The sequence below is a fragment of the Vibrio nomapromontoriensis genome (assembly GCF_050337205.1).
GTDB lineage: Bacteria > Pseudomonadota > Gammaproteobacteria > Enterobacterales > Vibrionaceae > Vibrio > Vibrio nomapromontoriensis.
Map to the genome: position 1 here is coordinate 227679 of NZ_JAKJSS010000011.1, position 13155 is coordinate 240833.

9 protein-coding genes, 1 pseudogene and 2 riboswitches are annotated in these 13155 nt (G+C 45.3%); of the genes and pseudogenes, 7 read left to right on the forward strand and 3 right to left on the reverse strand.

Going from position 1 to position 13155, the window contains the following annotated elements:
* Positions 1-122: 122 nt before the first annotated feature.
* Positions 123-272, forward strand: a riboswitch (FMN riboswitch).
* Between the two features lie 195 nt (positions 273-467).
* Positions 468-1130, forward strand: a complete 663-nt coding sequence (ribB, locus tag L4D05_RS15700; protein WP_428752703.1) for a 3,4-dihydroxy-2-butanone-4-phosphate synthase — start codon at positions 468-470, stop codon at positions 1128-1130.
* A gap of 72 nt (positions 1131-1202) precedes the next feature.
* On the opposite strand, the gene L4D05_RS15705 is transcribed toward ribB, so the two are convergent.
* From L4D05_RS15705 to L4D05_RS15715, 3 genes are all read right to left on the reverse strand, one after another.
* Positions 1203-3026 carry a HAMP domain-containing hybrid sensor histidine kinase/response regulator gene (locus tag L4D05_RS15705; RefSeq protein ID WP_428794571.1) on the reverse strand — a complete coding sequence of 608 codons (1824 nt, stop codon included), beginning with the start codon at positions 3024-3026 and terminating at the stop codon, positions 1203-1205.
* A gap of 10 nt (positions 3027-3036) precedes the next feature.
* Positions 3037-3846, reverse strand: a complete 810-nt coding sequence (locus tag L4D05_RS15710) for a phosphate/phosphite/phosphonate ABC transporter substrate-binding protein (protein WP_428752706.1) — start codon at positions 3844-3846, stop codon at positions 3037-3039.
* A gap of 253 nt (positions 3847-4099) precedes the next feature.
* Positions 4100-6625, reverse strand: coding sequence for a glycosyl hydrolase family 18 protein (locus L4D05_RS15715; protein WP_428794572.1), 2526 nt, complete (start codon positions 6623-6625; stop codon positions 4100-4102).
* 327 nt (positions 6626-6952) lie between these two features.
* Positions 6953-7052, forward strand: a riboswitch (TPP riboswitch).
* A 63-nt stretch (positions 7053-7115) separates the two neighbouring features.
* Here L4D05_RS15715 and thiD point away from each other — a divergent pair.
* The 6 genes and pseudogenes from thiD to L4D05_RS15745 all read left to right on the forward strand — a co-directional run bounded on the left by thiD (position 7116) and on the right by L4D05_RS15745 (position 13115).
* Entirely contained in the window at positions 7116-7934 is an 819-nt protein-coding gene (gene thiD, locus L4D05_RS15720; protein ID WP_428794573.1) for a bifunctional hydroxymethylpyrimidine kinase/phosphomethylpyrimidine kinase, read from the forward strand.
* 14 nt (positions 7935-7948) lie between these two features.
* Entirely contained in the window at positions 7949-8701 is a 753-nt protein-coding gene (locus L4D05_RS15725; RefSeq protein WP_428794574.1) for an ABC transporter ATP-binding protein, read from the forward strand.
* A gap of 70 nt (positions 8702-8771) precedes the next feature.
* A pseudogene (locus tag L4D05_RS15730) lies at positions 8772-9497 on the forward strand (ABC transporter permease); the annotation flags it as partial.
* Positions 9498-9515: 18 nt separating this feature from the next.
* The gene (locus L4D05_RS15735) at positions 9516-10463 is read left to right on the forward strand and encodes an ABC transporter substrate-binding protein (RefSeq protein WP_428752715.1); all 948 of its coding nucleotides are present in this window, start codon (positions 9516-9518) and stop codon (positions 10461-10463) included.
* A gap of 106 nt (positions 10464-10569) precedes the next feature.
* Positions 10570-11232 carry a thiaminase II gene (gene tenA / locus L4D05_RS15740; RefSeq protein WP_428794575.1) on the forward strand — a complete coding sequence of 221 codons (663 nt, stop codon included), beginning with the start codon at positions 10570-10572 and terminating at the stop codon, positions 11230-11232.
* Positions 11233-11564: 332 nt separating this feature from the next.
* Positions 11565-13115 carry an alanine/glycine:cation symporter family protein gene (locus tag L4D05_RS15745; protein WP_428794576.1) on the forward strand — a complete coding sequence of 517 codons (1551 nt, stop codon included), beginning with the start codon at positions 11565-11567 and terminating at the stop codon, positions 13113-13115.
* Positions 13116-13155 lie beyond the last annotated feature (40 nt).

Genomic DNA, 13155 nt, shown 5'->3' on the forward strand with positions numbered 1-13155 from the left:
GAATAAATCATCGTGATCGCACGGACTAATAAAGCAAAACATGCTGAGTTCAATAATAAACGCCTTACTTCTTTTCAAATTGACAAAAAATCGCTACCATTTGCTCGTCATTAAGACATTCATTTTATTCTCAGGGCGGGGTGAAATTCCCCACCGGCGGTAAGTCATTCTATTGATAAGCCCGCGAGCGCCTAACCCCTTAGGAGTTAGGGTCAGCAGATCTGGTGAAACTCCAGAGCCGACGGTCATAGTCCGGATGGGAGAGGATAAATATACCCACAACCACTTCTCTATACACGATTTCGTGTAGACGAATAGAGGTGTGCGCCACACTGCGTCACGTGTGGGTATAGAGAGTGGCTGTATTGCGTTTACCGCAATGACAGTCGCTCTCGGATATCTTTTGGATCCTTTAAGGTCCCCATACCAATGCCCTGATTCTGGTATTTTAAACTTGGAGTATTACCATGAATCAGAACCAAACCTCACTACTATCCGAATTTGGCACGCCGCTAGAACGCGTAGAAATTGCTCTTGCTGCGTTACGCGAAGGCCGTGGTGTACTGCTACTCGATGATGAAGATCGCGAGAATGAAGGCGATATTATTTGTTCAGTTGATCACTTAACCAATCAACAAATGGCGCTGATGATTCGCGAAGGCAGTGGTATTGTTTGCCTATGTATCAACGATGAGCAAGCAAAGCAGCTCGACCTACCACCTATGGTCACCAACAATAACAGCGCTAACCAAACCGCCTTCACGGTTTCAATTGAAGCGAAAGTGGGTGTCACGACCGGCGTTTCGGCTGCAGATCGTGTCACGACAATCAAAACAGCGTGTGCTCAACAAGCGAGACCCGAAGATCTTGCCAGACCAGGACACGTGTTCCCACTAAGAGCTCGTAAAGGCGGAGTCCTTACTCGTCGCGGCCACACTGAAGGCACAATTGATCTTATGCAAATGGCAGGATTATCGCCATTCGGTGTATTGTGTGAAGTCACTAACCCAGATGGAACAATGGCAAAAGCACCTGAAATTGTCGAGTTTGGCAAGGTGCACAATATGCCCGTATTGACCATTGAAGATATGGTTCAATACCGTTTAGCGACAACGGAAAAATCAGCGTAATTAATCTGTTTCGTCGATATCAGCATCATTAATAACTTAGTGCTCTCTTACGTATTAGAGAGCACTATATTGCTAACCTTCGCTTGAACGCTGCATTTTTTTTAACGTATTAATTACTACCTGAGTGAAGTTTTGTACGTTGAGCGGTTTCACTACGACTCCTCTAGCGCCAACCTGAATGAACGCCCTATGAGTTTCGGCCGTTAGATCTGCAGTCCAACCAAAAATAACTAGATTATCTTTTTCTACGACCATTTTTTGTATCAGCTCAATGCCGGACACTTCTGGCATATGATTATCAATTAGCATGCAGTAGTACGACGTTGCGCTGAGACACTCCATCGCTTCACGGTGATTGTTTGCTACATCAACCGTAAAACCAATTTTTTCACACCATTTTTTCCCAACGATAAGGTTGACTTTATTATCGTCCACCAGCAATACTCGGCTCCCTTCCGGCGGACGCCAATTCACATCCTCTAGCTTGTTTGTCTGTCCCGTTAATACACTTGAAGACAATTTGTTTACTTCAAATGACAATGGAAGTTTCACAGTAAAAACACTACCAATATCAATTTGACTGGTGATGTTTATCGTTCCTGCCATTTTTTCAACCAATTTACTGACAATAGATAACCCAAGCCCTGTCCCCCCATAGTCTCTGGTAATCGTATTATCGGCTTGGACAAAAGGATCGAGAATCAACGCGATTTTATCGTCAGCGATCCCTGCCCCTGTGTCTCTAATTTCTATCGTCAATTCTGATGGTGATTCCCGCCATGTTAGACAGCATGTCACACTACCTTTATCCGTAAACTTTATGGCATTACTCATCAAATTAAAGACGATTTGTTTTATTCTAGATTCATCTCCCAGCCACTCAATATTGTTGGGGATCTCATTTTCAAGGTACAACTGGATGTTCTTCTCTGTGCACTGTGGTTTGTAGAAACTTTGGGTCAACTGAGCGGTAGCGAGCATATTAAATGGAGAGAGGTTAAGCTCTAATTTATTTTGCTCTATTTTTGAAAAGTCTAAAATGTCATTAAGAATGGACATTAAATGCTCGCCCGAGTCATTAATGATTTTACAGTTTTTCTTAGGCTCCCCAGTAAGCTCAGACTCCATATATTTAGACATACCAAGAATGCCATTGAGCGGAGTGCGTATTTCATGGCTTATTAGAGCCAAAAAATCATCTTTGGCCTGGTTTGCAGCTAACGCTTGATCTTGAGATCGCTGCAACTCTTCATACTGCTTATGCATTGCAGTAGACATGCTGTTAAACGCATCGATGACTTGCCCTATTTCATCTTTATTATGATGTTCAACTCGATGACCAGGGCCTTTACGTTCAATCTCACGATTCGCTCGCGTAATTTTGTGCAGATCCTTTGTTAACGTCCAACCGAAAAGTAACGAGGCAAGCGCAACAAATAAGATTTCGATGACCGCAATCCCACCGAGGTATATGCCCGAGCTTCTTACGACTTCAGTAATCCGTCGTCCATCAAACATCAATTCAAGGCGACCGATATAATTGTTTTCAAAGTCAATATCGAGAGTTCTGAAATAATAGTCCTTAGCCTGATGTAAGTGTGTGCTAAGCACTTCTCCAACGGCGACCACCTCAGTCTCTCCAATGTACATTTTTACATAAACTACATCAGGGTCGACAAGTACATCGCGAGCAATACTAGTCAGCCTAGCAATATCGTACGTCAACAGGGCGTCAATAGAGCTTTGCTTAAGCAATGACAGAGTGGCTGCCATTTTATTTTGAAATAAATCGGCATTCGATTCAGCCAAAAAACTCATGGCGTAAAAAACCAAAACAATCAAAAAAACCGCCTCTATCATGGCGACTCCAATAATCATTTTGGTACGAAACTTCATCGCTAATTGTTCACTTTGTACTTAGATCAACATTAAGAGCCAACTCCCGTACATCATCCCAATCAGAGTCTTGAGCCGCCACGAAGCCTTGGATCTTAAGTGGCTCCAATAATTCAGGGTTCGTCTGATCAAGCTTGATCAATGCCTGTTGTAATTTCTCTTTTAACGCCTTAGGCATCGTTGCACTCACTGCAATGGCGTGAGGGGTGTAACCCTTACTCTCCCATAAAATTCTTAGTTGATCGGTCACTTCTGGATCCATTGCTTTAAACGTTCGTCTCACCCCACCACCAGCGGGAAATAAACCTTTCGCGACATTTAAATAAACAGAATCGTGTGAACGAACGTACACAGGTGTAATGTCGATATCATTTTGACTAAGATAACCGCGGCTTAACACACTAGCAGCAAATGCTGCAGGAGCAGGAAAAGCCAATTGACTTCCAGCGAACTCCTCCATGGATTGAATTTCGCTGTCTTTACGAACCACAACAATACCTTTAATCAATTTATTTTTGGCTTTCGCAATCGCCTCATAACCGCCTTCACGACTAAACACCGTGTAGTGATAGGGATTCATATACGAAATGTCATACACGCCTTCAACCAATTCCTGTTCAAATTCAGGAATCGAGGGCTTTGTGGCAAATTGGATCGTCGTCCCTGTTTCTTCCGATAAGTAATTCATTAAAGGGATCCATTGTGACGCGAGTTTACTTGCAGACTGCTGAGGGACGATCCCAAAAATGAGGGTTTCTTTAGCGTAACTATAACTACTAAGCAAGAGAGCAGAACACATTACGATAACTGATAGTTTCATTAGCTATTATCTCCATTGGGTCATTATAAAAATACTAGATGTTATTGACCAATAGGCAATTTTCTATTCCATTTATCCTGTCTGCTTCGTCTATCACTTGCCGCTTATTTCACTTAACGCCTGAACTCCCATGTACACAACTATGCCCCCTAACTGATATACGGTCTCATACCAATACTGTTCCATTAGGTAAAAAAAGAGAGACCAAATAGGTCTCCCTTCACCGCATTAATTTTAAATAATCAACGCGTCATTACTGACAAAGCCCTAATGATGTCCATACGCCCCATTCACCCGACTTTTCTGGGTCGTCACCTTGCGTCCACCATTTCGCTTGGTAATTCTGTCCGTTGTAGACCACTTTATCTCCACCGTTATACACCGCACCAGCATCCCATGTATTTGAACAAGCAATACCACCGCTATTGTCCGCTATCACTTTAACAATATGAGTAGCTGTGGATGTCAACGATCCATCACTCACACTAAGTGTGAATTGATAGTTGGTATCAACGGCTACGCTCGGAGCGGTAAAGCTTAGAATGCTACCTTGACTCGTGACGTTAAGCGCTGCAGGTGCTTGCCAAGAAAAAGTTAAAGGGTCGCTGTCAGCATCACTTGAACCCGACGCATCCAATACAACCTGATCATTTACCGCAGCAGTGGTCGGCCCTGATATTTGAGCAATAGGCGCGGTATTTAGTGGTGGCGTATTTTTAGGTGTGACGGTCACCGTCACTGTATCGGAATTAGCGGCACCTGCGTTATCCGTAACCGTTAAGGTAAACCCATAACTCGTCACCTGCGTGACTTCTGGAACATCAACATTGAGTGTCGCGCTATTTTCACCAACTAAGACTAGCGGGCTACCCGAAGTCTGAACCCAAGCATAACTGGCAATAACCCCATCGCTGTCCGTTGAGTTTGCGCCACTAAGCGAAACCGATACCGGCCCCTCAACTTGTTGATCAACACCGGCATTCGCAACTGGCGCACGATTACTTGGTGTTCCACCAGCTAGCCCTTCATGCATAGCATTGAGAATATCGCCATTATCGGCATCTATCTCCCAGGAAAATAAACCCGCGAGACCTAGACTGCGAACATATGCGCCTTTGGCTTTCACAGACCTATCATCATCAAACGTGATCAGCTCTCCCGTTGTTTGGTTCCAAACATAGGCTGCTTCAGCCTGTGCATCGTAACCGTACTCATAACCATTGATCCCTGTATGATTAGCGCCCAGCATGAACGACTTAATGCCTTTGTAATCAATCACGCCTGCTTCCCAAACACCTTGTGCAGTTGTCCCCGTCAGTTTTCCTGTTGCTGTTCCGGTCATAGGGTCTGAGGGGTCAACAAGCGTATCAGGAGTCACCCCTTCCCAACCACGACCATACATTGCCGTACCCAGCACCAATTTATTAGCAGGCACACCTTGCGCTAACAGCAACTGAATACCATTGTCAGCGGTATAAGCAGGGCCTTTATAGGGAACGCCTTCCGGATCCACGCCTGTACCATCACATTGACCCGCCGTCATAAAGTTGCCACAGTACAAGGCAGCTTGGTGTCCCGGGACATTATTCCAACCACCATAGAAGTCGTAAGTCATTGCGAAGATATAATCCATATATGGAATAGCCTCAGCATAATTCACATCTTCGATTTTATCATGACCGACACCAATGGCCGAAGTCAGTTCATAGACACGCCCATACTCAAGTTCAAGCTCATCAAGCATGGCTCTGAGCTCTCTCATGAGTGCCACATAAGCTGGTCCATCTTTCAACGGATCACCTAAATCCGCCGCGGCTCCATCACCACCCGGAAACTCCCAATCAATATCAACGCCATCATAGAATTTCCACGTTTTCAAAAAGCGCTTCACTGAAGCAACAAACGTATCTCGGTGGGCTTTATCGGTGAAGCTGTAGAAGGGATCAGACAGTGTCCAGCCACCGATTGAAGGAATAATTTTCAAGTCTGGATTGCGCTGTTTCAGCGCCATCATCATCGCGTAATTGCCTTTAATCGGAGTATTGTAATCGTGTCCCGCTTGACCAAAGCTTTTCTGATAAGCCGCCCACGGGTCATGAATAACAACTTCATAATCGGGTACTCCACTACACGCGGTTTTCAAGGCATTAAAACTATTCCCCCCTACTGATTTTACTGACTCATTAGGGCCACAAATCGGAATGAAGCCATACAGTATATGAGTTAAGTTATCGGCAGGAATATTGTCAACGGTATAGCCACGACCATAAATCCCCCACTCAACAAAATACGTTCCGACCACCGTACTTGGATCAGTATTAAACGCTTTATTATTTGGATCGATATTCATTGTTAATGGCGCTAAGTGCGAGCCATCAGTATCGGCTACCACTAACTCCATCGCCGCGCTTTTACTACATCCGCTGGCATCACATGCTTCTATCGCCATTTGATATCGGCCACCTTGAGCATAGGAAAACATCACCGTCGTTTGGCTTCCCGTAATAGGCCCAGTTGCAACGTTCACTCCATCAAAGTAAACATTATAGGTGTCACCAGTCGTGCCGCTCCATTGGTTGAACGTAATCTTAATCTCGGCAAGATCACTGTATTGCACCATCTGGTTGTAGCCAGAAGTGGTCTCCATTGCGAGCTGGATCTTTGAAAACTGGAGGTTATTGGAACCCCAGAGATCGATAGAAGGTTTCGCTGGCGCCGCCCAAGAAGCACTGCTAACCGCAAGTGCTAAGGTCGAGACACCTAATACGATGCTATTCATTATTGTATTCTCTATTCCCTGAAAAACTAAAATCTGCCTAAAAGATCATCTTCTTGGCATCAAGGTTAGTATTGGAAACAGAGACAACTTCATGATTAAAAATTAAACAGCGTTCGAGTGACAGCTCATAAAAAAGCAACTTGCAGCACGTTTTTTCATACGCAATTTTATCTTCTGCACAAAAAACGACCGTTATCACTAACAAACCATCGCCAACAGCGACACATCCCGTCCCTTTTGCTGATGAATGCAGCAACATGTAGATCTAGGCTGGAGAGTTAGGCTTTATCACTGGAAAAAAACAGGCGCTTGTATAACAATGTCTTTTCTCATTAGTCGGGGAGCATTACTGCTGAGATCACCATAGGTGAGACCCGTTGAACCTGATTCAGTTAACACTGGCGTAGGGAACTGATCGACATTGCTCACCACGCAGCTAACCTGCGCCTGAGGCAGTGCGCTCTCTCCTACGTTGGCGAGGAGCACTATAATGGCAAGCCTTTCTCATACAACCCCTATTGTTCTTACTATCGCTGGTTCTGATTCAGGAGGCGGTGCAGGCATTCAAGCCGACATCAAAGCCATTTCTGCCACCGGCGGTTATGCCTGTTCGGTCATTACGGCCTTGACTGCACAAAACACACAAGGTGTTTCTGGCATTTTGGGTATTGCACCTTCATTTGTTGAGGCACAGCTAGACGCAGTTTTTTCTGATCTTAATGTCATGGCCGTAAAAATCGGCATGCTCGCTGATGCCGACATCATTCGAGCTGTCGCGAATAAGATAAAACAATATCAGCCCCCTTACGTCGTACTGGATCCCGTCATGGTCGCCACCAGTGGTGACCTATTACTTGAATCTTCCGCTATTGATGCGTTGAAAACGGAGTTATTGCCACTGGCAACCATCATCACACCAAATCTGCCAGAAGGCGCGGCATTACTTAATTGTGCCGTACCACGAACAGAGGCAGAAATGAGTGAAATGATTGAAGCGCTTCGTGAACTCAATACCGAAACAGTATTACTAAAAGGGGGCCACTTAGAGTCCGAAGACACCAGCACTGATTTACTCATTAATCACGATGAAGTCGCGCGTTTTGAAACCACGCGCATCCACACAAAAAACACTCATGGAACAGGTTGTACGCTAAGCTCTGCTATTGCGTCTTTCCTTGCACAAGGCCAAACGCTACCCGATGCCGTGCAGTCAGCAAAACACTACATCACCCAAGCTATATCTCATGCGGATGAACTTTCCATTGGTCACGGTCACGGTCCTGTTCACCATTTCTTTGCGCTTAACTAATGCCGACGTCCGCCATGATAGATATTAAATTGAGTCACGCTTCTCTTACCTACATCGGGGACGAGCAGCCGATTTTCTCAAACCTAAACGTGCATTTTAAATCAGGGACTTGCACTGCGATCTTAGGCCCAAGTGGCTGTGGGAAGAGTACATTACTTCGCTATGTTGCAGGCTTACTAAAAGATAAGGTCCATTTTGGCGGACAGCTCATATCGTTACCTGAAATAGAGATTTCTCAGTCCATCGCCTATATGGCGCAGCAAGATTTATTGATGCCGTGGCTCAATGTCATCGATAACGTCTGCTTTGCATCTAAGCTACGTGGCGAAAAAATTACATGTGCCATCACTGAGCGAGCACTGAATTTACTCGATAGGGTTGGGCTAAAAAACAAAGCCTTTCGACCAGTCTCAGAGTTATCCGGCGGACAGAAGCAACGTGTCGCATTAGCTCGAACACTGATGCAAGACAAACCTATCGTACTAATGGACGAGCCATTCTCGGCACTAGATGCGGTCACCCGGCACAAGCTACAAAACTTAGCAGCCTCTCTTTTAGCTGGGAAAACGATCCTATTAATCACCCACGATCCACAAGAAGCACTAAGGCTTGGTCACCAGATCGTGGTGATGAATGGCACGCCTGCAACATTACACCCCATCGCCCCGCCAACTAATGCGGTACCTAGAGACATTGATGCTCAATTTGCTTCTATCCAACAGCAAATTTTAACACTATTGGAGGTAGGCGATGACACTGCTCAATAAATTGACCGCGTCTTCTCAATTTCAAGCTAAGACAACAAGCAATCAGTCATCTCGACTCGGTTCGTTAACTCGCATGTTCATTAGCACCTTAGTGATCTTAGCGATATGGAAAGCGATTGTTATCTTATTCAATATGCCTAGCTTTATTCTTCCGTCGCCGGAAAATGTTGCCTCCAAGCTAATCAGCCGACATGACATATTGCTAAAGCATACTTGGGTCACGGCAAAAGAAATCCTGCTTGGTCTATTGCTAGGGCTCAGTATGGGGTTGTTCTTTGCGTTGCAAATGCTGTTCTTTAAACCAATCAAACGCTGGCTTTTGCCGATTTTAATTGCTAGCCAAGCTATCCCTGTTTTTGCTCTCGCACCAATATTAATGCTATGGCTGGGCTATGGCATCGCATCAAAAGTGGTGATGGCGGCGCTCATTATTTTTTTCCCCGTCACCACATGTTGTTACGACGGACTACGCTCGACCCCAATTGGATATCTTGACCTCTCACAAACTATGGGGGCGAGTCGCTGGCAACAGCTATGGCGAGTTCGCCTACCCGCATCTCTACCGGTATTAGCCTCTGGTATTCGTGTCGCTGTGGTTATCGCTCCAATTGGTGCGGTAGCTGGTGAATGGGTGGGATCCAGTGAAGGATTAGGTTACCTCATGCTACAGACCAATGCTCGAATGCTCATCGATGAAATGTTTGCAGCACTGTTTATCTTAGCGGCCTTATCTGTGTTTTTGTACTTCATTACAGACACACTGCTAAAGCGCTTTATCCCTTGGGACAATAAATAATAATCAAAAGGAAGATTTATGATATCTACATTAAAAAAAGGCTCAGCTGCTCTGCTTGCCTTGGCTATTGCTTTACCATCACAAGCGGCGGAAAAAGAGCTGACGTTAATGCTCGACTGGTTCGTCAACCCGAACCATGGGCCAATTGTCATTGCCAATGAAAAAGGCTACTTCAAAGAGCAGGGACTGAAGGTCAACATTCAAGAGCCAGCAGATCCTAGCACACCCGCCAAGCTTGTTGCCGCCAATAAAGTCGATATTGCCGTCTCTTACCAGACCAGTCTTACCATCGATGTTGCGGCAGGTTTGCCATTAATCCGCAGTGCGACGCTCATCGCCACCCCGCTAAATACCATGATGGTTATTGATAATGGTAAAATTAACACCCTTGCCGACCTAAAAGGAAAAAAAATCGGCATTGCTATTGCTGGTAATGAAGAAGCGACCATCGGCACTATGTTGCAATCGCAAGGCGTTGATTTCAAAGACGTGAAAATCATTAATGTTGGCTGGGCTCTGTCATCATCGCTGGCATCTGGACAAGTCGATGCAATCTGGGGTGGACTGCGCAACTTTGAAACCAATCAACTCGAGCTAGAAGGGTTTAAAGCCAAAGCGTTCTTCCCAGAAGAGCATGGCGTACCAACTTATGAAGAGTTAGTGTTTGTCGCCAATGCCAATAACTACGACAAAGCGGCACTGGCTAAATTTAACCGCGCGATAGAGAAAGCCACGACCTACATTGTGAATCACCCACAAGACTCTTGGAATGAGTTTGTCGCCTATGCGCCAGACACGCTAAACAACGAGCTAAATAAACGTGCATGGCGCGATACATTGCCTCGATTTGCACTACGTCCTTCCGCGATTGATATCAAAAAGTACGATGCGTTTTCAGAGTTTATGTACCAACACAAGATTATCCCAACACAACCGAAAGCCGAGTCTTTTGTTCCTGTGTTGTAACTTATCCCTTGCTCCCCTCTCAACGACCTCACTGCGACGTTGAGAGGCGTTTAATGCTGTTGAACCACAGGCACTACTTAACGCCTCGATAACTTTAGGAAATACGATGAACCACCAAGATCTTATTCATGCATGCCAAGAAGAGTGGCAAGCGTATACTCAACATGACTTTGTTCAACAACTTGCCAACGGAAAACTTCATCCAACCGCTTACCTACACTACCTAAAGCAAGACTTTCTATTCTTAAAACAATATGCCCGAGCTTATGCGTTGGCCATTTATAAAGCTAAAACACTCGCCCAAATGCGTGAAGCCGTGCCCAGTGTGCTGGCCTTGCTCAATAGTGAAATTGCTCATCATGTCACTTATTGCAACCAGTGGGGAGTCACGGAATCGGATATGGAGGCCGAACAAGAAGACTTTGGCACCGTCGCTTACACACGCTACGTCTTAGATGCAGGTATGACTGGAGAGTTAGTCGATCTATACGCCGCACTCGCGCCCTGCTCAATTGGATACGCGGTTATCGGCGCAGAACGAATCAACCATGTGGAAACAGTATTAGACGATAACCCATATCGCAGCTGGATTGAAATGTATGCGAGTGAAGAGTTTCAATCTGGAGTCACGACTGCGATTCAACGCTTAGACTCCTTACTCGCGGAAATTGATATCGATAGCCAACGAGCACAAGAATTAATACATGTATTTAAAACGGCAACTCGAATGGAAATTGCTTTCTGGCAGCAAGGATTAGACGCCGTATAACGTGGCCATTTGGCCTCTGCGGAGGCCAATCTTTATCTCGCCTATCACACTGAAACACAAACAAACCACATCATTAAGTCCCTCTGATGAAATTTTGTGCTGACCGTCACGGGTTAACATAAATTTTACATCTTCTGTTAACAACGCGGTCACAATTCGTTAGGATGGCCTCGCTTGCTTTATAAAATTAAACACTCGCACTTAGATTTTCTCATGCTTTTCGTACAAGCAAGGACGATTGAGACTTTCTATTTCATAACAAGAATATTCAAATCGTGGAGCTAACCGCTTTGCTTCTTAGAATATTCACCCGAGCTTTACAGGGAAGAACTATGCAATCATTTGTTGATCTTTTGAACGGGATTATCTGGAGTCCCGCTCTTATTTATTTATGTCTTGGTGCAGGCCTGTTTTATTCAGTGCTTACACGCTTCGTACAAATTCGTCATTTCTTCGAGATGTGGCGACTGCTATTGTCGGGCAAAAGCTCAGACAAAGGCATCTCATCATTCCAAGCACTCGCCGTCTCACTGTCTGGCCGAGTCGGTACTGGTAACATTGCTGGTGTCGCGGCAGCCATCGGTTTTGGTGGACCAGGGGCTGTCTTTTGGATGTGGGTTGTGGCGTTCTTTGGAGCAGCGACTGCTTATATTGAATCGACGCTTGCGCAAATCTATAAAGAGGAAGATGAAGGTCAGTTCCGTGGTGGACCAGCCTACTATATTGAAAAAGCAATGGGTCAAAAATGGTATGCGTGGATTTTTGCGATTGCGACTATTTTTGCCTGTGGCGTGTTACTTCCTGGTGTTCAGTCTAATAGCATTGGTAATGCCGTTGAGACCGCATTTGGCACAGGACCAATGATTGAAACCGCTATCGGTACCTTTAGCTTCGCCAAAATTTTCACCGGTACGCTCATCTCAATCATCCTCGGCTTCATCATTTTTGGTGGCGTGAAGCGTATTGCCAACTTCACTCAAATTGTTGTGCCATTTATGGCGCTAGCGTACATCATTATTGCATTCGTCATTATTCTTCTGAATATCGGTGAAGTCCCTGGCATTGTAAGTATGATCATTGGCGATGCCTTCACACCAATGGCTGGATTTGGTGCTGCCATTGGCTGGGGTGTAAAACGTGGTGTTTACTCTAACGAAGCAGGCCAAGGTACAGGCCCTCACGCAGCGGCAGCGGCTAACGTTGATCACCCTGCTCAACAAGGCCTAGTACAAGCGTTCTCAATTTACATTGATACTCTACTCGTCTGTTCTGCCACGGCATTCATGATCCTTATCACTGGCGCTTACAATGTGCACGGTGGCGGTGAAGAAGCCTTCTTAGTGCAGAATCTAGCGGCAACCGTTGGCGCTAATGGCCCTGCGTTTACTCAACTGGCGATTGAAAGCACCATGCCGGGCGTAGGTAAGTTGTTCATTGCATTTGCACTATTCTTCTTCGCCTTTACGACGATTTTAGCCTACTACTACATTGCCGAAACAAACATTGCCTACATTCGCCGTACATTTAAAGTAAGTGGGCTGATGTTTGTGTTAAAAATGGTGATCATGGCCTCCGTATTCTACGGTACCGTTAAGGCTGCCAACCTTGCTTGGGCCATGGGTGATATTGGTGTTGGTCTAATGGCCTGGCTCAACATTGTCGGCATTGTGATCATTTTCTTTATGGGCAAACCTGCACTTCTAGCACTAAAAGATTATGAATCGCAACAGAAAAAGGGCGTAAAAGATTACACGTTCAACCCTGTAGCTCTTGGCATTAAAGGGGCACATTATTGGGAAGGAAAGTATCAGCGACGTACTGGCAAAGCTGCGACGTCAGAAAGTGATGTCCCTAAAGACGTGAAAACTCAAACCCAGTCTTGAGCATGCGTGAATAGCGATAACTTATCGCTACACTAAAAAG

What these genes read in the sequence shown, in the direction of transcription:
- L4D05_RS15710 (WP_428752706.1), bottom strand. Translation starts at nt 3,846, where the DNA reads ATGAAACTATCAGTTATCGTAATGTGTTCTGCTCTCTTGCTTAGTAGT.
- L4D05_RS15715 (WP_428794572.1), bottom strand. Translation starts at nt 6,625, where the DNA reads ATGAATAGCATCGTATTAGGTGTCTCGACCTTAGCACTTGCGGTTAGC.
- thiD (WP_428794573.1), top strand. Translation starts at nt 7,116, where the DNA reads ATGGCAAGCCTTTCTCATACAACCCCTATTGTTCTTACTATCGCTGGT.
- L4D05_RS15745 (WP_428794576.1), top strand. Translation starts at nt 11,565, where the DNA reads ATGCAATCATTTGTTGATCTTTTGAACGGGATTATCTGGAGTCCCGCT.
- L4D05_RS15725 (WP_428794574.1), top strand. Translation starts at nt 7,949, where the DNA reads ATGATAGATATTAAATTGAGTCACGCTTCTCTTACCTACATCGGGGAC.
- L4D05_RS15735 (WP_428752715.1), top strand. Translation starts at nt 9,516, where the DNA reads ATGATATCTACATTAAAAAAAGGCTCAGCTGCTCTGCTTGCCTTGGCT.
- ribB (WP_428752703.1), top strand. Translation starts at nt 468, where the DNA reads ATGAATCAGAACCAAACCTCACTACTATCCGAATTTGGCACGCCGCTA.
- L4D05_RS15705 (WP_428794571.1), bottom strand. Translation starts at nt 3,026, where the DNA reads ATGAAGTTTCGTACCAAAATGATTATTGGAGTCGCCATGATAGAGGCG.
- tenA (WP_428794575.1), top strand. Translation starts at nt 10,570, where the DNA reads ATGAACCACCAAGATCTTATTCATGCATGCCAAGAAGAGTGGCAAGCG.